Annotated in this window: 7 protein-coding genes and 2 pseudogenes; 3 read left to right on the top strand and 6 right to left on the bottom strand. The window is 62.7% G+C overall.

Going from position 1 to position 24,694, the window contains the following annotated elements; all coding sequences use genetic code 11:
* Nucleotides 1–442 precede the first annotated feature (442 nt).
* Nucleotides 443–823 (bottom strand): S-layer family protein, encoded by a 381-nt coding sequence (locus tag XaFJ1_RS11090; protein WP_012916764.1) that lies wholly within the window; start codon nt 821–823, stop codon nt 443–445.
* Nucleotides 824–1,181: 358 nt separating this feature from the next.
* On the opposite strand from XaFJ1_RS11090, the gene XaFJ1_RS11095 reads away from it, so the two are divergent.
* A complete protein-coding gene (locus XaFJ1_RS11095; protein WP_045756954.1) occupies nt 1,182–1,430 on the top strand; it encodes a SymE family type I addiction module toxin in 249 nt (82 codons plus the stop codon).
* Nucleotides 1,431–1,497: 67 nt separating this feature from the next.
* Here XaFJ1_RS11095 and XaFJ1_RS11100 read toward each other — a convergent pair whose 3' ends face one another.
* The gene (locus XaFJ1_RS11100; protein WP_012916766.1) at nt 1,498–1,899 is read right to left on the bottom strand and encodes a hypothetical protein; all 402 of its coding nucleotides are present in this window, start codon (nt 1,897–1,899) and stop codon (nt 1,498–1,500) included.
* An 868-nt stretch (nt 1,900–2,767) separates the two neighbouring features.
* Nucleotides 2,768–7,720 (bottom strand): annotated as a pseudogene (locus XaFJ1_RS11105) (hemagglutinin repeat-containing protein); the annotation flags it as partial.
* 370 nt (nt 7,721–8,090) lie between these two features.
* Here XaFJ1_RS11105 and XaFJ1_RS11110 point away from each other — a divergent pair.
* Complete coding sequence (locus tag XaFJ1_RS11110; protein WP_045756955.1) at nt 8,091–8,363, top strand: SymE family type I addiction module toxin; 273 nt, start codon at nt 8,091–8,093, stop codon at nt 8,361–8,363.
* A gap of 521 nt (nt 8,364–8,884) precedes the next feature.
* Here the strand turns inward: XaFJ1_RS11110 and XaFJ1_RS16540 are convergent.
* Nucleotides 8,885–12,045: pseudogene (locus XaFJ1_RS16540) on the bottom strand (hemagglutinin repeat-containing protein); the annotation flags it as partial.
* A 370-nt stretch (nt 12,046–12,415) separates the two neighbouring features.
* On the opposite strand from XaFJ1_RS16540, the gene XaFJ1_RS11125 reads away from it, so the two are divergent.
* On the top strand, nt 12,416–12,667 hold the full coding sequence (locus XaFJ1_RS11125) for a SymE family type I addiction module toxin (RefSeq protein WP_045757077.1): 252 nt from the start codon (nt 12,416–12,418) through the stop codon (nt 12,665–12,667).
* A gap of 53 nt (nt 12,668–12,720) precedes the next feature.
* On the opposite strand, the gene XaFJ1_RS11130 is transcribed toward XaFJ1_RS11125, so the two are convergent.
* Nucleotides 12,721–13,251: an Imm70 family immunity protein gene (locus XaFJ1_RS11130; protein WP_080931574.1), complete on the bottom strand. Its 531-nt coding sequence runs from the start codon at nt 13,249–13,251 to the stop codon at nt 12,721–12,723.
* A complete protein-coding gene (locus XaFJ1_RS11135; RefSeq protein WP_161525185.1) occupies nt 13,248–24,680 on the bottom strand; it encodes a hemagglutinin repeat-containing protein in 11,433 nt (3,810 codons plus the stop codon). The genes XaFJ1_RS11130 and XaFJ1_RS11135 overlap by 4 nt, the downstream gene beginning before the upstream one ends.
* Between the last annotated feature and the right edge of the window lie 14 nt (nt 24,681–24,694).

Genomic DNA, 24,694 nt, shown 5'->3' on the forward strand with positions numbered 1-24,694 from the left:
ACAGCGCGTAGAGATTCGCTTGCAAGGCGACTCGCGCAACTGCACCCTACCTCGCTATAGCAAGATGTGCAAACACGAAATCCTGATTTCTTTCACAAAATCACATCATCATCTGGAATGAGTTCATGCATAGCGCGCACCAACTGCCGATGCCACGCGCTGCCGTCGCTACGACGACGTTGAACAACGCATGACATCAATGCATGATCGAGAGCGTCGTCACACAATCCAGACGCAAGGATACATGCCCATGTTGCGGACGTCTTTGCTCAAACGCCTCGCTGTCGATCTGTCTGCAATGAGTGGAGGCCGCACCACGTCCCCAGCAACACCGCAGCGGCGGCGGCGACATTAAGACTCTCCACCAAGACTCTCCAGCGCGCCACTGCCAGGAATCGACAGACGCAGATCGCAAGCCTGCGCGAAGCTGCGGTCCATGCTGTCACGCTCGGCGCCCATCACGTAGACCGGTCAGTTGCCCGATCTGCTCGCGCACCAGCTTCTGTTCGTAGTACCCATCGCCCAGGCGCTGTTGCATGGTGTCGGCGTTGTAGCCCAGTTGCCGCAGTTGCGCGCCCGAACTCAGCCACACCCAGTAGTTGGTGAAGCGTGGATCGGTCTCCACCAGCGCGTGGCCGCCGTTGGGCTGCACGCTGAACAGGCTGGCGCTGGGCAGCTGCGTGTTCGGCGTGCCCATCACGATGCGGTCCGGCGAACCGCCCGCCGCGTTGACCGCCACGCTGCCGCCGACCGCGCCCTGCCCGCTCACCGCGTCCATGGCGGCAATGCGCACGTATGTATTGCGCAGATGATCGGTTGACATCGAACGCAACCGACTGCAATCTCTTCGAAAAGGAGCTTCGAAACTCCTCAGACAGCGGTACCCACCTCCGTGAAACTGGTGGGTTTTTTGTGCCTGTTCGCAGGTGCAAACCGACGCAATGCCTGCGTCGGGAGGGCGGCTAATACAACACCCTTCGGGGAAATACGCCCGCCGTCTGTCTGCGGTTTCGAACCTCCCGACATCCCGTCGCCGTTGGCGGCGGTTCTCGTATACCGAGGAGGCATGTGCCATGCGTCAACCTTCATCACGCCGCAGTACAACAACCAAGCGTCCGCCATGCCAAACGAAGCCATGCACGGACCTGCAATGGACGTTTGTGGAACCGACGCTCACTCCCATGATGACGCGCGAGCAAGCGGAAGCACTGAATGCAGCCGAGCTTGCACGCGCACAACGCCCACCGCGACGCATGCGTCTGACGCAACAATGCACCGTGGGCTACGGTTACTATCCTGACAACCATCAACCCGTGCCCGCCCTGCGCCTGCGTGGCCGATGGCTGGAGCAGTTGGGCTTCGCCATCGGGTCAAAACTGCGCATCACTGTGCGGGATCGTGAGTTGGTGATCGCGGTTACTGATGAATAGGACATGCTGATAGACGGGCTTTGAGAACCTTGGTTACACCGATGGTTCGGCAACCCTACGCTACGAATCAAGGCGTGCATGCATCTGCTTCTGTGTATTTCTTACAAAATAGACTATTAATTCGTCTACTCAATTCACGACGCGGGATAATCGCATCTGGCCGACAAGCAGGAAGCCCTTTAAATCCTTTACAGGCACTATCATTTTTATCAATATAAATAAATCCACTTTTTTCCATGCAACGCCCCATCAAGGCAACCTCATTACTAGAAGGAAATAAATTTAAATCTCTATCCGCAATACCTAATGGAGTTGGATAGCCACACTCAAGCATAGCTTTCTTTACATCAATTTTAGACACACCTGGCGCCGACCACATTTCATATTCATAAGGATTTGGCTGAAAAGGCACAAAATCAGAACAGCCAGAAATAATTACAAATGCGCAAAGAAAAATAATTTTTCTCATCCCACTCTCACTCCCCTGTTTTATTAATTTGATAAGATATTGGCTTCCCGGAATTTACATCTTGCCATAGCTTAGAGCATCTATCGTTCGAACCAGCACCATAGCAATTATGTGATGTGCCACGTCCGCCAAGCGCACGCATCATTTCAGCAATAAAACTACTCCCATCAGGAATAGTTCCGCCTGTCGCTGGATTTCCACCGATCAAACGACCGACAGGGTCAGCTATATGATTCTGCAATGTCAGCACCATGGACTGTGGATCATCCTGCGCCTCGCGATTCTGAAGGAAACTCAAGATATCATCTGCTTTCTTGGCATTATACGCCGGACCAAAGAAGGAGATCGTGGTCTTGCTCAGCAATCCAGCTGCATCATCCATCTTTGCAATCGACTCCAGGGCATTGCCTATCGTCATTGAACCACGGCTATGTCCATCAAAATGAAGTCCTGTTTCACCATACTTCAACATTAAATTTTCTGTTTCCTTCGTGGAATTAGTCAACCCCCAAAAATCATTCTCCAAATATTTCTGGTAGCCCGCAATTAACAACTCAGCCAAGCGGCTATCCGCCTGAGGGAAATGGATATAATATTGTGGACCTACAGCAGTATCGTGTTGGTTTGCGTAACTCTCTGCTGGTTCATCGTTACCACTTTTTCCATTGAAGATACCATTGTCCGCAATATGCACCCTACCATCAGATGCAGGCTGAAGGTTCTCCTTTTCATCTCCAGTCACCTCCTGCCCGGGGACCAATTCACTATGTGCATCCTTTGCAACTTTATATAACGTGTGATCCTTGACGAACATATCAGCATAAGCCTCATCCGTGACCTTGACCACCCGATCATAAACCAACCGCTTCGCCTGCTGCTGGAACTCCACGTCCTCCTGCAGCTTTTTCTGATCAACTTCCACAACACCGTTACCATCCAAGACAGACGCCTTTCTCGCCAGGCCAGCCAGCGCGGCATCATCATTGTTGCGGATCTCCACCGCACCAGCGGCGATATCGCTGCGCGTCGTGCTCGTGTGATGCTCGCTGGAGCTTCCGCTCCCCAGTGCGTTGCTTGCCACGCCCTTGGACGCCGCATATTTGCTCCCGCTTAACATGCTCGAATCCACCGTCACGCTCGTGCCGGACGCACTGGCCTTCGATACGTTTTGCAGGTCTTCCACCGTCAAACTCCCGGTTGACAGATGATTCAACGCCGGATCGGCCGTACTCGCAATGGCCCCCCCAATCAGGTGAGTGTTGCCGCCCACATGGATCGCGAACCCGCCATCGCCGGCCTGGATGCCGCTCTGCTCCTTGACGCTGGTGTAGGTGCTGTTGACCTTCTGCTGGCTATAGCTGGCGCTGCTCCCGCTGAACCCCCACACCACCGTCGCGCCCGCCTGTTGTTGCTTGCTCTTGTAGTCGCCGGTGTCCTGCTCGCTCTGGATCAGCAGGTTGCCGCCAACCTGGGCCAGCACCTGGTTGCCGATCGCCTGCGCACCCTTGATCGTGGTGTCGTGGCCGCTGACCAGGCTCAGCGTGTCCTTCGCGGAAACCACGCTCTCGGTGTGCAGCGTGCTGTTGCCCTTGGCATTGCCCTTGCCCGCATAGGCGGTCACGTACACACCCGTGGTGGTGCCCACGCTCACGCCGATCTCCCCACCGGCGTTCTTGTTGTCCGACTTCTGCGTGTTGCGTTCCTCCTGGCTCAGCAGGTTCAGGTCGTGCGCCGCAGCTAACGCGACATTCTCGCCGTCGATCTTGCTGCCGATCACGTTGAGGTCGCCACCGGTGGCCGCGATGGTGACGTTGCCCTCGCTCTGGATGCGACTGCCCACCGTGCTCTCCTCATGCGTGGTGCTCTTGCTCGATGCGCTGCTGGCGCCGATGCCGATGCGCACGCTGACGCCCCCCATCGATCCACCTTGCGCGGTGGCAGCCTGATAAGCATCCACGCTGTCCTTGGCCGCATACGCCGCCTTGACCGCGTACAGCGCCTTGAGCCGGTCATCGCTCACTTGGCCGCCACGCTGGGTCATGCCATACGCCGCTTCAGCTGCCTGCACCACCGCGCCGGTCAGCCCCACGTTGATGCCGGCGCTGTGCTGCTTGGAGGTCTCCACCGTGTCCACGGTGTCTTCCACTGCCGAGATGGTCACGTCCTTACCCACGATGGCCGTGCCGGTCTTGCTCAGCACGTCGCTGCCGCTGATCGCCAGCGCATTGCCCGCCGTCATTGTGACCGCGCCGTCGATGCTGCCCACCGTGCTGCCGGTGTGGGTCACTTGCGTGGTATCGAGCGTATTGGTCTGCTTGCTCGCACCGATGGTGAAGCTGGCCCCGCCACTGCCGAACAGGCCGCTCTTCTTGCGCTGTTTGTCGTGCTCCTCGCTGTGCGTGTTCTGCGCCGTCTCCAGGGTGAGGTTGTTGCCGGCGGCCAGCACCACGTCGCCGGTGCCGACGATCTGCGCGCCTTGCGACAACAGATCGTTGCCCGCCGCGATCTGCACCGTGTCGCCACTCAGGCTGCTCGTCACCGCAATGCTGTCGTGGCTCTCGTCGTGCGTGGTCGTCGTCTTGCTGGAGAGGAACTTTTTCTTGCGCGTTTGCTCGTCAACCACGCTGTCGTGTTGTTCCTGCGTCGCCGTCAGCGCCACGTCGTGGCCGGCGGCCAGGGCGATGGCCCCGTTCTGGCTGGCGACCGCCGTCGATGCCAGGGTCAGGTCGTTGCCTGCGCGCATCACGATGTCGCTACCAGCACTCAGTTGCGTGCCTTGCACCTGCTCGTCGTGGCTGGAGGCGACCAGCGAGTGGCGTTTGCCCACGTTGCTGCTCGACTGCGTGCTGCTGTCCACCAGCGCCTGACTGTCGATGTCGTGACCGGCTTGCAACGCCAGCGTCTTGCCGGCGCCGATCTGCGCCGCTTGCAAGGTCACATCGTGGCCCGCCGCCAGCACCACGTCGCCCGCGCCTTGCACGCTGCTCACCGCATGCGTGGTCTCGCTGCTGCGCTGGTAGTTGCGTGCATCGTGCGTGGCGTCGGTGCTGTGCGTGAGCGTCTGCGCGCCCAGGGTCAGGTCGTGACCGGCCACCAGTTGGGTCACCCCATCGGTGCCGGCGTTGCGTACCTGTGCGCCCTGCAAGGTCACGTCGCCGCCACCCACCACCGACAGGATGCCGCTGCCATTGGCTCCGGTGACGTAGAGCCCGGCCACGCGCGTGACCGCCTCTTGATGTCCGCCGCCTTGCAGCGTCTCCACGGTGGAGGCCACGTCGATGTTGCCTGCCGCCCGGACACTCAACGCATCCACCGCGCTCACGCTGGCGCCATGGATGTCAATGTCGCTGGCCGAGCTCAACGCCACTTGGTTGCCGCTGATGCTGCCGCCCAGGTGCTCGATCCGACCCGCCTCCAAGGACACCAACTGACGACCGGCGATGGTGCCCGTGTTGGTCAGCGTGCCGCTCACATGTGCATCGACATTGGCACCGGCCAGTAGTGCCCCGCCGCTGTCCAGATCGCCCGGATGCAAACGCAGGTACACCTGCGGCACCAGCGCGGTGGTGGTGCGCCCATCGGGCAGCGTCACCGTCTGCGCCACCAGCCACACGATGTCGCTGGTCAATTGCGCCATCTGCGCTGCCGTCAACGCCACGCCCGGGCGCAGGCCCCAGGCTTTGCCCACCGTCGCGCCGGCCTCCAGCAGCGCCTGGTATTGCGCTTCGTCGCTGCTATACCCCTCCAGGAAGCGACGCCCGGTCAATTGCCCGATCTGCTCGCGCACCAGCTTCTGTTCGTAGTACCCATCGCCCAGGCGTTGCTGCATGGTGTCGGCGTTGTAGCCCAGTTGCCGCAGTTGCGCGTCCGAACTCAGCCACACCCGGTAGTTGGTGAAGCGTGGATCCGTCTCCACCAGTGCGTGGCCGCCGTTGGGCTGCACGCTGAACAAGCTGGCGCTGGGCAGCTGCGTGTTCGGCGTGCCCATCACGATGCGGTCCGACGAACCGCCCGCTGCGTTGACCGCCACGCTGCCGCCGACCGCACCCTGCCCGCTCACCGCGCCCATGGCGCTGGCGTTGCCCGTGCTGGCGCGCTGGGCACCGCTGGATTGCGCCTGCGCCGCGCTGCTCCCGGACACTCCGCCCGGGCCGTGCAGCGGACCGACCCCACCACCGCTCACCGCGCCCTGCGCACCCTGCACGCCCAGGTTGGCCAGCACCGACCCGTCCTGCACATTGGGCGCGGCGCGGCCCTGGTTGAGGTTGCTCAGATTGCCCACGTCGATGTGCAACGTGCCGCCGCTGGTGATCGATCCGCCGATCTGGCCGGTCTGCACCGAGATCGATGGATTGCTCCACTGCCGTGTGGTGCCGTTGTACGCGTGCGACACGTTGTTGAAGCTGTCGGTGCGGTACAGCGTCTGCGCCTGGTTGGTCACGCTGGCCGCGCCGGTGATGCCGTCGATGCTCAGGTCGCCGCCGGCGGCGATGCGCGCATAGGTGTTGTGCAGGTTGTCGGTGACGATATGCATCGCGCCGCCCGAGTGGATCACCGCATCCGGACCCGCGCCCGGTTGCAGCACGTCCTGCACCGTGGTGCGCGTGGCGATGCGGTATTGCTCGTTGTCGTCCAGGCCGCCGCCGCCGGTGCCTTGCGGATGGCTCAGGATGTGGTTTGGATCGGTGTAGGCGTATTGCGCGATCAGGCGCACGCAGTTGCGCGTGCAGGTGCCATACGCGTTGGAGTATGTGAGGGTGTCGCTCTCGTAGTGGAACGGCGGGGCGCCGGGTTCGTCGGCGGACACGGCGGCGAAGGGATCGCTGGCGCCGCTGCTCACCTGGTCCGGATTGACCTGGTTGTCCTGGCGACTGGAGTAGTAGATCGTCACCGTGCCCGTGCGCGGGTCCAGCCGCGAGCGCTCGCCGGTGGCCGAGTACATCGCGCCACGAGCGAAGAAGTACGCGCTGGTCTGCGCCGTGAGCCGGATCGTCGCTTGGTGCACCTGATAGCCATCGGGCGTGGTGTACACCGTGTCTTGCAGGATGTCCTGCGGGTTGAGGTAATAGACCTCGTACGCGCTGTAGTTGCTGGTGGAGCGCAGATCGTTGTGGGCATTTTGGCCGTTGTTGCGCCAGCTCGGTTGATCCAGCCGCACCGGCGCGGCGGTGGTCGTGGTCTGCGTGATGACCACGTTCTGGCGGATGTTGTTGAGCGCGCTGGCATGCAGCGCCAGCGTGCCAGCGATTTCGATAGTGGAGCCGAGGTTGTCCACCCGATTGGCATTGCCGGTGGCCTGGCTGTTGCCATCCAGCGCACCGCCGATGGCCGCATCGCCATCGCTGTAGAGTAAGGCACTGTCGGTGTTGGTCAATTGGCCCACGCCGATGTCCAGCCGCTGGCGCGCGGCCACCGTGGCCGCATGGGTCACCCCGGCCACGCTCTCGGCACGGTTGAGCAAGGTGCCGGCGGCGATGGCGACGTGGTCCCCATACACCCGTCCGGTGCCCACGTTGTCCACGGTCGCCGCTTGCAGTTGGGTCAGCGCGCCGTCGATCAGGCCGCGATTGGTCAGTTGCCCGCTGGCCTGGACGTGGGTAACGCCCTGGCTGCTCATCTCGCCGCTGGCGGTGTTGTCGAGATTGGCCGCGGCCAGATCCAGATTGTTCGCGCGCAGCACGCCCTGGTTGAGCAGATCGCCATCGGTGTGCACGGACAGATTGCCGTTGGCGATCAGTTGCCCGGTATTGGTCAGGCTCTCGTGCAGGCTCAGGCCCAGATCGCCCTGGGATTGCACTTGTCCATCGCCGCTGAGCGCGCGCTCAGTTGACATCGAACGCAACCGACTGCAATCTCTTCCACAAGGAGCTTCGAAACTCCTCACGTAGCGGTACCCACCTCCGTCAAACCGGTGGGTTTTTTGTGCCTGTTCGCAGGCGCAAACCGACGCACTGCCTGCGTCGGGAGGGCGGCTAATACAACACCCTTCGGGGAAATACGCCCGCCGGCTACGTGCGGTTTCGAACCTCCCGACATCCCGTCGCCGTTGGCGGCGGTTCTCGTACACCGAGGAGGCATGTGCCATGCGTCAACCGTCATCCCGTCGCAGTACAACAACCAAGCGTTCGCGATGCCAAACGACGCCATGCACCGATTTGCAATGGACGTTTGTGGAACCAATCCCCACACCCATGATGACGCGCGAGCAGGCGGCGGCGCTAAATGCTGCGGAGCTTGCACGCACACAACGTCCGCCGCGACGTGCGCGCCCGACGCAACAATGCACCATGGGTTACGGCTACTACCCCGACAGCCATCAACCCGTGCCCGCCCTGCGCTTGCGTGGTCGCTGGCTGGAACAGTTGGGTTTCGCCATCGGCTCCAAGCTGCGCATCACTGTGCGGGATCGTGAGTTGGTTATTACGGTGGTTGGTGAGGAGTGCATTCCAGTGGACGAAACGTGAAGGCCGAGGTTAAAAATTCATTTAACAGAGTAGTGGCCGCCAGCTTGTTGTACGGTTTAATCTACAGATTTTTCAGCGGGAATTAATTAAAAATCTTAATTAAATTCATGACCACGATCGCCATGAAAGGAAATATGCCGCATGAAATAAACGTAATATAGTAATAAAAATTTGGAGTGCTTCGCCCTCTGCAATACAAATATGAACTAAGAATTAAAATAAAAAAATAAACTGTACCCGCCAATGCCCACAGAAAGACGAAATCAAAAATAGATTTCACATAACCATCAAAAAAACTTTTTACTATTTTTAAAAAAAGATATGCATGTCCCACACATAAAACACCGTGGATGTTAAATAAAATTCTAATGGCAAATCTATCGAATTTAAATAAAAATGATACTGGAATTACAATCAAAGATATAGCAGAAACAATCAAGCCTAAAAATAAAAATAAAAACTCCCACCCAAATCCGCCGACCGTCATATACAAATGCTCCGTCTTGCGCCAATTTAAATAATTATTTGCCTGGAGCCTTTCCAGCGCAACCATTTGAAAAACCCATATTTCTGCACCCAGTATCGACTCTGGATTCGGGGTCAAAAATATTTTCAACCCCTCCAATTTTTTGCATTAATTCAACAGAAGGCCAGGCCATTTTTTTAATATAATTCTCGTGTATTTTTTGCAATACAGGATCACGCTGTTCATTACCTATCTGGGCAAGACTCCACTGAACAGGATCGACGGATCGATCCATATATATTTTATTGAAACTATCATAACCATGAGACATAATCTCATTACCTGCGGCAGACCTCCAATCTTCCATGACGGTGCCTACCCAAAACTTGTTGTAAGAATCTCCCAACCCAAAAATTGGACCACTCAAATTCGTTCTGGATTGATTTTCAGCCACAGCAAACCATACTGCCCCCGTCTGCCTCGCCATCGCCCCGAAGAAATCCGCACGCGGAATAATATCGTTGATTGCCGCATAGACTTGGCGATCACCGAAGACTAGATCCAAGGTACTCTTGCGAGAATCTTTAATATCACCATCCATCTGCGTCAATGGAGCACGGTAAGGCGCACCAGTTAAAAAAGAAGCATAGCTTTTCCAAGACTGATCCCCCACATAACTGAGCGCCTCGCGCACACCCTGCTGGCAAGCGCTTCCCGAAGGGTCTTGGGAACATGCCTGCTGTAGCGCGAGGTCGTTGCTTTTCGAGAGGGCAACGTACTTCTGCACTACCTCGTCGCATCCCCCGGTTATTGAGCACGATGCTAACTCACTTTGCAGCTGAGTAATTTGCTGGTGGTTCAAATAATTATTCGCCACCTCATTCCCTGCCGTCGCCGCGCCCGATGCACCACCGGCCACAGCACCCGCCGCTGTCGATGCCAGGCCCGTCAACGCATCGGCCAGTGGCCCGGTCACGCCGGCATTGCGTAGCGCATCGGCCACCGCCGGGGCCGTCAGCGTGCCCGCCGCCGCGCCTGCGGCGCCGCCTACTCCACCGGTCAATCCTCCCACCGCCGTATGCGCCAGCACCCGCAGCGTGCCATTGGCACCCCACTGGCTGTCCAGTTGGTCGGCCTGCGCGATCAATTGCGCTTTCTGATCCGGGTCGGTGGTGTTAGCGGCTTGCAGCCGCATGGCCGCCGCTTCGTTCGTCTTGTGCTCGGCGTAATCCCCAATCGCCTTACTGGCCTGCTGCCCGAACGTCGCCATGATTTCCGCACCAGCGGTCACTTGCTGTTGCAGTTGTTGCCCGTTCCAGTCCTTGACCAATCCATTACCGCTGTCCCCGGTATGCACGTCGCGGTTCAGCGCGGCCAGGGTGTCGGCGATGCTCTTCCCGCTCTTGGCTTGTTGCCCCGCTGCATCGGTGATCGTCAGGTCGCCACCGCTGATCCCGCTGTGGGTGATCGAGGTCTGGCTGCCGCTCTTGCTGTCGTAGCCAGCGGCCGTTCCCCTCGCCCCGCTGCCCTGGTTCTGCCAGGACCAACTGCTGCCCTGGTTCGCCGTCGGGGGCATTTGGCTGCTGGCCGTGTCGCCACTGCTGCCGTCGCTTTTGCCATCGCTCTTGCCATTGCTACCGCCCGCCGCATACCCCCGGACAGGTTCACGCCCGTGGCCTTGTAGTGGCTGGTGTTGGTGATGTCGGCCACCGTCAGCGTGCCGGTGGTCAGTTGGTTGCGGCCTTGGTCGATGGCCGCTTGCGTGCTCGCGATCACTGCGCCCTTCAGGTCGGTGTTGCCGTGCACGGTGATGTCGAACCCGCCATCGCCGGCTTGGATGCCGCTTTGTTCCCGCACGCTGGCAAAGTCGCCATCCACCTTGGAGTGGCTATAACTCGCACTGCCGCTTGCGCCGATACCCACGGTGACACTGGCGCTGGCAGCCGTGTCGTGGCTGGCGTAGTGGCTGGTGTCCTGTTCGCTGTGGATGTGCAGGTCGCCCCCCACATCCGCCATCACCGTGTTCGCCGACAGCACCGCGCCATCCAGCGTGGTGTCGTTGCCACTGAGGATGGTCGCGGTGTTGCCCGCCGACAGGTGGCTGTTGCGTTGGGTCACGTCCGTGCCATCGCCCTGACCATGCGCGGTGCTGGCGTTGGCGGTGAAGCCCATCGCCGCCCCCTTGGCGCCATAGCTGATCGCCGCGCCGATCGCCGCGCTGCCGCTCTTGCTGCGGCTGTGCTGCTCGCTGCTGTCCTGTGCCGACTCCACCGTGATGTCGTGGTCGGCCGCCAGCAACAGGTTGTTGCCCGCTTTGACGTCGCTGCCACGGATCAAGAGGTTGCTGTCGTCACCGCCGCCGGTGGCGATCAGGGTGACGTTGCCGCCGGCGTGCAGGGTCGAGCCCTTGCTGGTGTCGCTGTGTTGTGTGCTCTCGCTATGACTGCGGCTGCCGCCCACGGTGATGGCGACGTTGATGCCCGCTCCTTGCATAGCGTCCTTGGCGCTATCGGCCGAGAGCAGCTTGCCCATCGCCTGGCCCGCCCCATACGCGCTGTACGCCGCCGACGCCCCGGCCAGCGCCTGCATCCGCGCATCGCCCTTGGCCTGGCTGCCCGCCTGCGCACTGTGCACCGCCCCCTGCGCCAGGTTCAGCGCCGCCGAGGTCACCGACATCGTCAACCCGCCTTGTTTGAACGCCGTCTTCTGCGTGCTGTCGCGGGTGTCATGTACCTCGGTAATCGCGATGTCCTTGGCCTTGGCGGTGATGTCGCCTTGCAACGCCATCACATCGCTGCCGGTGATCGCCAGCGTGTTGCCCGCCACCAGCGTCACGTTGCCGTCCAGGCTGCCCACCGTGCTGCCGGTGTGGGTCAGCGTGCTGCTGGTGGTATCGGTCTTGAGCGATTGCTTGCCGTAGGTGACGCTGAGGCCACCATTGCCGAACAGGCCGCTCTTCTTGCGCTGGCTGTCGTGCTCCTCGCTGTGCGTGTTCTGTGCCGTTTCCAGGGTGAGGTTGTTGCCGGCGGCCAGCACCACGTCGCCGGTGCCGACGATCTGCGCGCCTTGCGACAACAGGTCGTTGCCCGCCGCGATCTGCACCGTGTCGCCACTCAGGCTGCTCGTCACCGCGAGGCTGTCGTGGCTCTCGTCGTGCGTGGTCGTCGTCTTGCTCGACAGCAACCCGCTCTTGCGCGTGCGTTGGTCCACCACCGCAGTTGACATCGAACACAACCGACCGCAATCTCTCGACCAAGGAGCGTAGAAACTCCTCACAGAGCGGTACCCACCTCCGTCAAACTGGTGGGTTTTTTGTGCCTGTTCGCAGGTGCAAACCGACGCAATGCCTGCGTCGGGAGGGCGGCTAATACAACACCCTTCGGGGAAATACGCCCGCCGGCTCTGTGCGGTTTCTAACCTCCCGACATCCCGTTGCCGTTGGCGGCGGTTCTCGCACACCGAGGAGGCATTTGCCATGCGTCAACCTTCATCGCGCAGCAGTACGACAACAAACAAGCGTTCGCCAAGCAAAGCGACACCATGCACCGATTTGCAATGGAAGTTTGTAGAACCGACTCCTAGCCCCATGATGACGTGCGAGCAGGCCGAGGCCCTGAATGCTGCCGAGCTTGCACGCAAACAACGTCCACCGCGACGCGTGCGTCCAACGCAACAGTGCACCATGGGTTACGGATACTACCCCGACAGCCATCAGCCCGTCCCCGCACTGCGCCTGCGTGGCCGCTGGCTGGAGCAGTTGGGCTTCGCCATCGGCTGCAAGCTGCGCATCACTGTGCGGGATCGTGAGTTGGTGATCACTGTGATTAGTGAGAAGTGAATGCTGGTGGATACGCTTTGAGGAGCGAAACTGCAAAATTCAATTTACAGACGCTATTGACCAGGCAAATCAGACCCAGGCGGACATCTAAGCCAAAATGGCAAATCATCCAGAGAGAGCGCATCATAATCAGCCGAAGGTCGATTTATATCAGAAATATAGAATGGAGCGTCAGAAAAACCTATTCGCACAGGAGAATAATCCTTAAATTCCTTATAAAATATCTCAGCACACTCCAGCGCTTCGTGGAATTTAATAAATAATTTCGAAAAAACATCCGAAAGAGTAGACCCACTTAACAACAGCCAGGTACCACTCTCTACAAATCCAAAATTACTTAAATCAACATCCTCAACCGAAATTCCCGAGAAAATTAAATTTAAATTACTTAATTCACCTCTTACTTCAGATATTTCATTAAGATCTATTGACCGGCAATAAAGCCTATCCGTAACCCCAGGAAATTTACTACCCCTATCACCACCCTCCAGCAAATAAACAACAGAATTAAAGAAAGTTAAAACATCAGTCGAAGGACCCAGCACAGAGACAGTCATAGCTGAGATAATGGCTACGTTAATCATTCCGTCTTAAACCTTATTGATGAAGGGGAAATTCTGCCACCCGACTTATCTACAATACCACGAATAATTTGCACGCGCTGAAGAGGAGTCACAGTCTGCCCACGAACGTCAATAACTACCTGCTGCGCCATTCCTTGCGGAAGATTTTCCGCCCTCTGCACAGCCTGTTTAGAAACATTATCTATTAACCCTTGCTGATTTTTATCTATATTATAATTTTTAACTTCAACACTACAGACATTACCTAAACACCAATCTGGGCGCACGCTACCAGGAGTACCGTAGGGAACTTCTTGACCATCTTTGAAGCTGACCTGTGCGCGAGCATTAGCTCCCAAATCTCCCCCAACATCCAACTCTGACTCTCGATGGGTTGGTCTCACATAGTCTTTTATTTTTGCATTAGCAGCAGCCTGGCCATCAGCCCCAGCATTAGCTGCTCCATTTACCCCCCTAACTTCACCCGATATTTCAGATGCAGTCTCTGCGCCATGCTCCAATGACCGACCGACTGAACCAACAGGCACCACGCCGCCAGCGATATTGAGCGCCGCGCTATCAACTACGCCCTTGTAATCGCCATCCGACAAGGACACCCAATTGGCACCTATCGGACCCAAAATCCCCAACTTCGCCATCAACCGCAGATCGTTCTTCTGAACAAATGCGGACATCGTCTGCAAATCGTCTGCACTCCACTTGGACATATCCGCAGGTCGAGTCGACCGCCAAAGTTGATACTGCCCCTCCAACTTGAGATCAGACGCCACCGCAAGATAGTCGTCCATCGTGATCGAATGCCCAGCGGTCAGATGCGTATCGAATACCTTGTCCGCGATCTTGCTGAGAATATTCCCACGATATGGTTGGTCGTACAGGGTCGGGTCGTAGAACTGGCTTTTGGTCGCGGTAAACGCCTGCTGAAGCTCGCCCTTCTCATTGACAAACCCAAGGTGCGCATCGGCCGCTTCGCTGGCAAGCCAGTTTGCAGCCGATTGATACTTTGCAGCATCCTGATCACTGGTTTTTGCCTGCGCAGTACTGTCTATCTGATCCAAAGTGGCAGCAATCAGCAACTGCATTGCCTCTTTCTCACTGATTTTTGCATACTCCGCGTACTTGGCAGCCTCAGCAGCAAGGAAGCTCATCTCGACGGGGTGCAACTGCCGATTATTGGTATCCTCGTTGAACGCCGTGGCCGCACCGCTTGCACCGCCGGTGACCGCCCCCAATCCCGCTGCCAGGCCCGCACCCACCGCTTCACGCACGCCGTCGGGCAGGTCCTTCGTCAGCTCGTTCAGCCTCGGCGCCGCGCTGGCGGCCGCACCCGCGCCCAGCGCGCCTTGCACGCCGCCGCCCAATGCGCCCATCGCCGCATGCGCCGCCACACGGTAAGCCCCGCCTTCGTCCCATTTGGCCGCTTCCGCCTCGTTGCCCTGCGCACGTAGTTCCAACGCCTTTTGCGAAGCGTAATCCCCAATCGCCTTACTGGCCTGCTGCCCGAACGTCGCCATGATTTCCGCACCAGCCTTCACTTGCTGTTGCAGTTGTTGCCCGTTCCAGTCCTTGACCAAGCCGTTACCGCTGTCGCCGGTATGCACGTCGCGGTTCAGTGCGGCCAGCGTGTCGGCGATGCTGTGGCCGCTCCTGGCTTGTTGCCCCGCTGCATCGGTGATCGTCAGGTCGCCACCGCTGATCCCGCTGTGGGTGATCGAGGTCTGGCTGCCGCTCTTGCTGTCGTAGCCCGCGGCCGTTCCCCTCGCCCCGCTGCCCTGGTTCTGCCAGGACCAAGCGCTGCCATTATTCACCGTCGAGGGCATTTGGCTGCTGGCCGTGTCGCCACTGCTGCCGTCGCTTTTGCCATCGCTCTTGCCATCGCTGCCGCCCGCCGCATACCCCCCGGACAGGTTCACGCCCGTGGCCTTGTAATGGCTGGTGTTGGTGATGTCGGCCACCGTCAGCGTGCCCGTGCTCAACCGGTTGCGCCCTTGGTCGATGGCGCCCTGGGTACTCGCGATCACTGCGCCCTTCAGGTCGGTGTTGCCGTGCACGGTGATGTCGAACCCGCCATCGCCGGCCTGGATGCCGCTTTGTTCCCGCACGCTGGCGAAGTCGCCATCCACCTTGGAGTGGCTATAACTCGCACTGCCGCTTGCGCCGATACCCACGGTGACACTGGCGCTGGCAGCCGTGTCGTGGCTGGCGTAGTGGCTGGTGTCCTGTTCGCTGTGGATGTGCAGGTCGCCCCCCACATCCGCCATCACCGTGTTCGCCGACAGCACCGCGCCATCCAGCGTGGTGTCGTTGCCACTGAGGATGGTCGCGGTGTTGCCCGCCGACAGGTGGCTGTTGCGTTGGGTCACGTCCGTGCCATCGCCCTGACCATGCGCGGTGCTGGCGTTGGCGGTGAAGCCCATCGCCGCCCCCTTGGCGCCATAGCTGATCGCCGCGCCGATCGCCGCGCTGCCGCTCTTGCTGCGGCTGTGCTGCTCGCTGCTGTCCTGTGCCGACTCCACCGTGATGTCGTGGTCGGCCGCCAGCAACAGGTTGTTGCCCGCTTTGACGTCGCTGCCACGGATCAAGAGGTTGCTGTCGTCACCGCCGCCGGTGGCGATCAGGGTGACGTTGCCGCCGGCGTGCAGGGTCGAGCCCTTGCTGGTGTCGCTGTGTTGTGTGCTCTCGCTATGACTGCGGCTGCCGCCCACGGTGATGGCGACGTTGAGGCCCGCTCCTTGCGCGACGCCCTTGGCGCTATCGGCCGAGAGCAGCTTGCCCATCGCCTGGCCCGCCCCATACGCGCTGTACGCCGCCGACGCCCCGGCCAGCGCCTGCATCCGCGCATCGCCCTTGGCCTGGCTGCCCGCCTGCGCACTGTGCACCGCCCCCTGCGCCAGGTTCAGCGCCGCCGAGGTCACCGACGCCGTCAACCCGCCTTGTTTGAACGCCGTCTTCTGCGTGCTGTCGCGGGTGTCATGTACCTCGGTAATCGCGATGTCCTTGGCCTTGGCGGTGATGTCGCCTTGCAACGCCATCACATCGCTGCCGGTGATCGCCAGCGTGTTGCCCGCCACCAGCGTCACGTTGCCGTCCAGGCTGCCCACCGTGCTGCCGGTGTGGGTCAGCGTGCTGCTGGTGGTATCGGTCTTGAGCGATTGCTTGCCGTAGGTGACGCTGAGGCCACCATTGCCGAACAGGCCGCTCTTCTTGCGCTGGCTGTCGTGCTCCTCGCTGTGCGTGTTCTGTGCCGTTTCCAAGGTGAGGTTGTTGCCGGCGGCCAGCACCACGTCGCCGGTGCCGACGATCTGCGCGCCTTGCGACAACAGATCGTTGCCCGCCGCGATCTGCACCGTGTCGCCACTCAGGCTGCTCGTCACCGCTAGGCTGTCGTGGCTCTCGTCGTGTGTGGTCGTCGTCTTGCTGGAGAGGAACTTTTTCTTGCGCGTTTGCTCGTCCACCACGCTGTCGTGTTGTTCCTGCGTCGCCGTCAGCGCCACGTCGTGGCCGGCCGCCAGGGCGATGCCGCCGGTCTGGCTCGCCACCACCGTCGATGCCAGGGTCAGGTCGTTGCCTGCGCGCATCACGATGTCGCTACCGGCACCCAGTTGCGTGCCTTGCACGTGTTCGTCGTGGGTGGAGGTGACCAGCGAGTGGCGCTTGCTCACGCTGCTGTTGGACTGCGTGCGGCTGTCCACCACCGCCTGGCTATCGATGTCGTGGCCGGCCTGCACCGCCAGCGTCTTGCCGGCGCCGATCTGCGCCGCTTGCAGGGTCACATCGTGGCCCGCCGCCAGCACCACGTCGCCGGCGCCTTGCACGCTGCTCACCGCATGCGTGGTCTCGCTGCTGCGCTGGTAGTTGCGTGCATCGTGCGTGGCGTCGGTGCTGTGCGTGAGCGTCTGCGCGCCCAGGGTCAGGTCGTGACCGGCCACCAGTTGGGTCACCCCATCGGTGCCGGCGTTGCGTACCTGTGCGCCCTGCAAGGTCACGTCGCCGCCACCCACCACCGACAGGATGCCACTGCCATTGGCTCCGGTGACGTATAGCCCGGCCACGCGCGTGATCGCCTCTTGATGTCCGCCGCCTTGCAGCGTCTCCACGGTGGAGGCCACGTCGATGTTGCCCGCCGCCCGGACGCTCAACGCATCCACCGCGCTCACGCTGGCGCCATGGATGTCAATGTCGCTGGCCGAGCTCAACGCCACTTGGTTGCCGCTGATGCTGCCGCCCAGGTGCTCGATCCGACCCGCCTCCAAGGACACCAGTTGACGACCGGCGATGGTGCCCGTGTTGGTCAGCGTGCCGCTCACATGTGCATCAACATTGGCACCGGCCAGTAGTGCGCCGCCGCTGTCCAGATCGCCCGGATGCAAACGCAGGTACACCTGCGGCACCAGCGCGGTGGTGGTGCGCCCATCGGGCAGCGTCACCGTCTGCGCCACCAACCACACGATGTCGCTGGTCAATTGCGCCATCTGCGCCGCCGTCAACGCCACGCCCGGACGCAGGCCCCAGGCCTTGCCCACCGTCGCGCCGGCCTCCAGCAGCGCCTGGTATTGCGCTTCGTCGCTGCTATACCCCTCCAGGAAGCGACGCCCGGTCAGTTGCCCGATCTGCTCGCGCACCAGCTTCTGTTCGTAGTACCCATCGCCCAGGCGTTGCTGCATGGTGTCGGCGTTGTAGCCCAGTTGCCGCAGTTGCGCGTCCGAACTCAGCCACACCCGGTAGTTGGTGAAGCGTGGATCGGTCTCCACCAGTGCGTGGCCGCCGTTGGGCTGCACGCTGAACAAACTTGCGCTGGGCAGCTGCGTGTTCGGCGTGCCCATCACGATGCGGTCCGGCGAACCGCCTGCTGCGTTGACCGCCACGCTGCCGCCGACCGTGCCCTGCCCGCTCACCGCGTCCATGGCGCTGGCGTTGCCCGTGCTGGCGCGCTGGGCACCGCTGGATTGGGCCTGCGCCGCGCTGCTCCCGGACACCCCGCCTGGGCCGTGCAGCGGACCGACCCCGCCACCGCTCACCGCGCCCTGCGCACCCTGCACGCCCAGGTTGGCCAGCACCGACCCGTCCTGCACATTGGGCGCGGCGCGGCCCTGGTTGAGGTTGCTCAGAGTGCCCACGTCGATGTGCAGCGTGCCGCCGCTGGTGATCGAACCGCCGATCTGGCCGATCTGCACCGAGATCGATGGATTGCTCCACTGCCGCGTGGTGCCGTTGTACGCGTGCGACACGTTGTTGAAGCTGTCGGTGCGGTACAGCGTCTGCGCCAGGTTGGTCACGCTGGCCGCGCCGGTGATGCCGTCGATGCTCAGGTCGCCGCCGGCGGCGATGCGCGCATAGGTGTTGTGCAGGTTGTCGGTAACGAGGTGCATCGCGCCGCCCGAGTGGATCACCGCATCCGGACCCACGCCCGGTTGCAGCACGTCCTGCATCGTGGTGCGCGTGGCGATACGGTATTGCTCGTTGTCGTCCAGGCCGCCGCCGCCGGTGCCTTGCGGATGGCTCAGGATGTGGTTTGGATCGGTGTAGGCGTATTGCGCGATCAGGCGCACGCAGTTGCGCGTGCAGGTGCCATACGCGTTGGAGTATGTGAGGGTGTCGCTCTCGTAGTGGAATTCGGGTGCGCCAGGCTCGTGCTCGCTCATCCCAGCAAAGGGATCGCTGGCGCCGCTGCTCACCTGGTCCGGATTGATGTTGTTATCGTCCCGACCCGTGTAATAGATGGTCACCGTGCCTGTGCGTGGGTCCAGCCGCGAGCGCTCGCCGGTGGCCCCATACAGCGCGCCACTGGCGAAGAAGTACGCGCTGGTCTGCGGCGTGAGCCGGATCGTCGCCTGATGCACCTGATAGCCATCGGGCGTGGTGTACACCGTGTCTTGCAGGATGTCCTGCGGGTTGAGGTAATAGACCTCGTACGCGCTGTAGTTGCTGGTGGAGCGCAGATCGTTATGGGCATTTTGGCCGTTGTTGCGCCAGCTGGGTTGATCCAGCCGCACCGGCGCGGCGGTGGTCGTGGTCTGCGTGATGACCACGTTCTGGCGGATGTTGTTGAGCGCGCTGGCATGCAGCGCCAGCGTGCCAGCGATTTCGATAGTGGAGCCGAGGTTGTCCACCCGATTGGCATTGCCGGTGGCCTGGCTGTTGCCATCCAGCGCACCGCCGATGGCCGCATCGCCATCGCTGTAGAGTAAGGCACTGTCGGTGTTGGTCAATTGGCCCACGCCGATGTCCAGACGCTGGCGCGCGGCCACCGTGGCCGCATGGGTCACCCCGGCCACGCTCTCGGCACGGTTGAGCAACGTGCCGGCGGCGATGGCGACGTGGTCCCCATACACCCGCCCGGTGCCCACGTTGTCCACGGTCCCCGCTTGCAGTTGGGTCAGCGCGCCGTCGATCAGGCCGCGATTGGTCAGTTGCCCGCTCGCCTGCACGTGGGTGACGCCCTGGCTGCTCATCTCCCCGCTGGCCGCGTTGTCCACATTGGCGGCAGACAAATCCAGAGTGTTCGCGCGCAGCACGCCTTGGTTGAGCAGATCGCCGTCGGTGTGCACGGACAGATTGCCGTTGGCGATCAGTTGCCCGGTATTGGTCAGGCTCTCGTGCAGGCTCAGGCCCAGATCGCCCTGGGATTGCACTTGTCCATCGCCGCTGAGCGCGCGCGCGGCCAGGAACTGGTTGCCTTGCGAGCGCAGCATCCCGGCGGTGTTGGTGACCGCGTCGGCATGGGTGTTCAAGCTGCCGCCGGAGGCGATCCGACCGCCGCTGTTGTCCAGCCACGCGCTCAGTTGCATGCTGCTGGCACCGTTGCTGAGCAGCTGGCCCTGCTGGTTGTTCAGCGCCTGCGCCCGCAGTTGCAGTTGCCCGGCCTGCACGCCCAGCGCGTTGCTGGCAGTGAAGGTGTTGCGGTTATCCAGCGTGGCGGCGGTGAGGCTGAGCAGACCGTTGGCCGCGAGCAGCCCGGCCTGGTTGTTCAAGTCCCCGCCCAGGGCCAGGGCCAGGCTCTGTCCGCCTTGGACCCGACCGCCGGCGTTGTTCAACGTCGCCGCGTTCAGCGCCAGATTGCCAGCCGCGCTCAGGCTGCCGGCGGCGCTGTTGTCCACGCTGCCCAGGCCCAGCCGCGCATCGCCCTGGGCAAAGACGACACCGCCGCGGTTGTCCAGGCGGCCACCGTCCACTTGCAGATGACCACCGGCGAGCAGGCCGCCGTTGGCGCCGGAGCCGGTGTTGACGATGGCCTGGCCGTCGGTCTGCACGGACAGGTCGGTCTTGGCCTGCACCCGCCCACCGGCGTTGATGAGGGCACCGCTGTGCAGAGCCAGCGCGCCGTTCTGGCTGCCCAGGGTGCCGCCGCTGTTGTCCAGTGCCTGCCCCTGGGTGTCCACGCTCAGCGTACCGCCGACCACGCTGCCGGCCCGGTTGGACAACCCGGCGCTTTGCAGTTGCACAGCACCGCTCGCCTGGAGGATGCCTGCGTCGTTGTCCAGCGCCCCGCCAATCTGGCCGCTCAGGTCGCTGCCAGCCACGACCGTGCCGGTACTGCTGTTGTCCAGCGTGCCCGCCGTCAGGGCCAGTTGGCCGGCGCTGGAGATCACGCCGTGTGCATGGTTGTCCAGCGCGCCATCCACCTGCATCTGCAAGGCGTTGCCGGCGGCGGAGACGATGCCGCCCTGGTTCGCCAGACTGGCCGCGTTGAACTGCCCCGCGCCACCCAGCAGGAGCTTGCCTTGCTGGTTCTGCACATCCTGGGCGATACGCAGCGTCGACAGGCCCTGGCCCGCCGCCTGCACGCTGCCCTGTGCGTTGAGCAGGCGCTGTGCGTTCAAGGCCAGGACGCCGTTGCCGGCGATCGTGCCGCCGGTATTGTCCAGCGTGCCGCCAACATTGAGGTTCAGGGCTTGCGTGCCGCTGGCGGTCAGGTGGCCGCCAGCGGTGCTGAGCGTACCAGTGGCGATGCCGATGGTCTGCGCCGAGGTGGTCCCATGGCTCAGGTCGGTGTTCTGCCCGGTGATGCCCAGCGTGCCGTTGCTGACGATGCTGCCACCACTGCCGCTCAGCGTGTCCGCCGCAATCTGCAATTGCCCGCTGCCGGCGTGCTGGATGGCGCCCTGGGTGTTGTCCAGCGATGTCGCTTGCAGGGTCAGGTCGCCATTGCTGGCCACCGTGCCGCCAGCATTGTTCAAGCGCTGCGCGTGCAGCACGCTGGCGGCATTGCCGCTGGCCACGATCCGCCCGCCACCGCTGTTGTCCAGCGTGCCGGCCTGCACTTGGAGGCTGGCCGCGCCCAGGGTGCCCTGGCGTTGATCCACCGTGTTGGCCGCCAAGGTCAGCGCGGCGCTGCTGACGATGCTGCCTTGCGTGTTGGTCACGCCGTTAGCGGTGAGCCTCAGCCCCTGGCTGCCGGTGTGGCTGAGGGTGCCATGGGCGTTGATCAGTTGGTCGGCGGCGATGGACAGAAGACTGCCGTTGCTGGCCACGGTGCCCTGGGTGTTGTCCAGTTGCCCGCTCACCACGATGTCGCTCTCGGCGCTGCCCGCCGCGGTGAGGGTGCCGCCGCGGTTGGACAGCGCGCCGGCCTGCACCGCCAGCGCACCATTGCCGGCGATGCTGCCGCCATCGTTGTCCAGCGCCCCGCTCAGGCGCAGCGTCATGGCTTGGTCGCCGGTGGCCATCAGGTGGCCGCCGGCATTATTGAGGGTGTCGGCGACGAGCGTGATCTGTTTGGCCTGGGTCGTGCTGCCCGCGCCCAGTTCCAGATCGCCGCCGCTCAGTTGCAAGCTCCCTTGCGTCAGCAGCTTGCCGCCGGCGCCTTGCAGGGTCTGTGCGGCCACGCTCAAGGTGCCGGCGCCGGCGTGTTCGATCGCGCCCTGGGTGTTGTCCAGTGCCGCCGCGCGCACGCTGACGTCGCCGCTGGCGGCCAGGCGGCCGCCCTGGCTGTTGTCCAGCACGCTCGCCGCCGCGATCTGCAACGCCGCCCCGCCGGCGGCGACCACGCTGCCGCCGCGATTGAGCACGCGACCGGCCTGCACCGTCACATCGCCATTGGACGACAGCGTCCCGGCCGTGTTGTCCAGGGTGCCGCCGATGGTCAGTTGCGCCCCGTCGTGGCCGGCCGCCAGCAATGTGCCGCCGGCGGTGCTCAGGCTATCGGCACTGATCCCGATCCACTGCGCCGAGGTGGTGCCCCCGCTCAGGTCGATCGCTCCGCCGCTCACCGTCAACCCGCCGTTGCTGAGCAGCCGACCACCGCTGCCCGCCAGGCTGCCGGCGGCGATGCGCAACATCCCGTTACCGGCTTGCTGCACCTGCCCACCGGCATTGCCGAAGGTCCCGGCCCCCAGGCGCAGATCGCCATTGCTGGCGATGCTGCCACCGGTACCGTTGTCCAGCAGATCGCGTACCTGCACGCTGGCCGCCTGCGTGCCGGTGGACAGCAAGCCGCCGCCGCGGTTGTCCAGGCTGTCGGCTTGCACATCCAGCACGCTGGCGCTCGCCGTGGCGGCGCGATGGTCGATGCTGCCGGCACGCCAGACCAGCGCGCCCGGCGTGGCGATCTGCCCGCCGGCACCGGACCAGTTCTGCGCGGTCAGGCTCAGCCCTTGAGTGCCGCTGTGGGCGATGCGCCCATTGACGTTGACCACCGTCTGCGCATCCAGTTGCCACGCCGCCGCATTGCTGGACAGCACGCCGCCAGTGTTGTCCAGCAGGCCCTGCACGTGCCAGGCGGTCGCATCGCTGCCGCCGTGGCGCAGGCTGCCGCCTTGGTTACTCAACGACGCCGCGTTCAGGCCCAGCGCGTTGGCCACGTCCAGATGCCCCTGGTCGTTGACCAGCGCACCGAGCTGCAAATCCGCATCGCCGTACACTGCCAGGGTGCCGGCCTGGTTGCGCAGGTCCCCGCGCACGCTCAACGCGGCCACGCCCAGGCGTCCGCCGCTGTTGTCCAGCCCGGCGGCCACCGACACGGCGATCGGGCCGGCGCCATCGATGCGCCCGCCGTCGTTATCGAGCGCACCGGTAACGGTCAACAAGCCTGGGGCCAGGGGCGCACCGGCCGTGGTTTGGCCGCTGCCGGCGTTCGGCGTCGTGCCGCTGCTGGCCGTGTTGCCAGCGCCGCCGGTGTCCGTGCTCGTCCCTGTGCCAGGGCCGGGCGCAGGCGTGTTCCCTTGCCCGTCGCTACCGGGCACCGTGCCCAGGCTGCCTTGCGTGCGGTTGCTCAGGCTGCCGGCGTTCACTCCCAGCGCCTGCATGCCGGTCTGCTCGATCTTGCCACCCTGGTTGCGCAACGTCGCTGCCGCGATCTGCAAGCGCTGCGCGTTGAGCGTGCCGCCGCGGTTGTCCACATCCGCGGCGGTGCTGACCTGCAAGGTGCCACGCGCACTGACCACGCCGGCATTGGCGATGCCGCCACTGGCCGCGATCTGCGTGTCCTGCTGCGATTGCAGCGCACCGCTGTTCTCCAGACGGCCATCCACCGTCACCACCAGTTCGCCCGCCTGCGCACCCAGATTGCCCGCGTTGCGCACGCCCACGCCATGCTCGTTACCGATCAACCAGATCTTGTTGGCGAACATGCCGCCCAGCGCCCCGACATCCAGCGCGAACGCCGGCGCCGCGCCGCTGGCCGCCTGCGCGGTGATCTGGTGCTGGTCGGCGCTGACCACGTTGCTGCCGAGTACCGCCTGCACTTGATTGGCCCAGATCCCCGCGTTGATCTGCACCGCACGCGCCAGCAGGCCGGTGTAGTCGGCGCCACGGCTGTCCAAGCCGGCGCCCATGATCTGGATCGTCCCGCCGCTCACCCGATACCCATCCAGCGCGCCGTTGGAGACCAGTGGCGTGCCGGTGGTCAGCGTGACCCGGCTGGCGTTGAGGAAGCCGCCGCCATCGACCTGGATGCCCGCCGGATTGGCGATAACCACTTCCGCGCGTGCGCCGGCCACTTCCACGTAGCCCCCCAGGTGGCTGACCGGCCCGTTGACCTCGTTGAGGATCACCTTGGCACCGGTGGACAGCCACGGATTGCCCTGCACCCAGCCGCCCAGTTGGGTCTGGCTCTGCACGGGGGAGTTGTTGAGGATCGCCCCCTGCCCGCCCACGTCGAACTGGCTGTAGTTGTTGCGCGACACCCCCGCTGCCGAGGGCGTGGTGATGTTCACCAACGGCACGCCATTGGCGGCGTTGAGCACCGTCGGGCGCTGCGCGCCGGGTGCAGTGGGATCGCCCACGATGCGCCCGGCCGACTGCGCCTGCACCGCACCGGACACCCCCACCCCTGCCAGCACCCAGCACAGCGCCCAGCACAAGTGGGTCATCCGCGTCGGGCCCGCGTCCGCGCCGCGCAACGCACTGCCCGCCGGGCGGCGCACCTGTTCCGAAGCGACCTGCCACACGCGCAGAGCCCGGTTGAACACCAGTCGATAGATGCGATTCATGTCACTGCTCCTTG

This window comes from Xanthomonas albilineans (genome assembly GCF_009931595.1).
In the GTDB taxonomy this organism is placed as follows: Bacteria; Pseudomonadota; Gammaproteobacteria; order Xanthomonadales; family Xanthomonadaceae; genus Xanthomonas_A; species Xanthomonas_A albilineans.

What these genes read in the sequence shown, in the direction of transcription:
- XaFJ1_RS11090 (WP_012916764.1), bottom strand. Translation starts at nt 823, where the DNA reads ATGTCAACCGATCATCTGCGCAATACATACGTGCGCATTGCCGCCATG.
- XaFJ1_RS11095 (WP_045756954.1), top strand. Translation starts at nt 1,182, where the DNA reads ATGATGACGCGCGAGCAAGCGGAAGCACTGAATGCAGCCGAGCTTGCA.
- XaFJ1_RS11100 (WP_012916766.1), bottom strand. Translation starts at nt 1,899, where the DNA reads ATGAGAAAAATTATTTTTCTTTGCGCATTTGTAATTATTTCTGGCTGT.
- XaFJ1_RS11110 (WP_045756955.1), top strand. Translation starts at nt 8,091, where the DNA reads ATGATGACGCGCGAGCAGGCGGCGGCGCTAAATGCTGCGGAGCTTGCA.
- XaFJ1_RS11125 (WP_045757077.1), top strand. Translation starts at nt 12,416, where the DNA reads ATGATGACGTGCGAGCAGGCCGAGGCCCTGAATGCTGCCGAGCTTGCA.
- XaFJ1_RS11130 (WP_080931574.1), bottom strand. Translation starts at nt 13,251, where the DNA reads ATGATTAACGTAGCCATTATCTCAGCTATGACTGTCTCTGTGCTGGGT.
- XaFJ1_RS11135 (WP_161525185.1), bottom strand. Translation starts at nt 24,680, where the DNA reads ATGAATCGCATCTATCGACTGGTGTTCAACCGGGCTCTGCGCGTGTGG.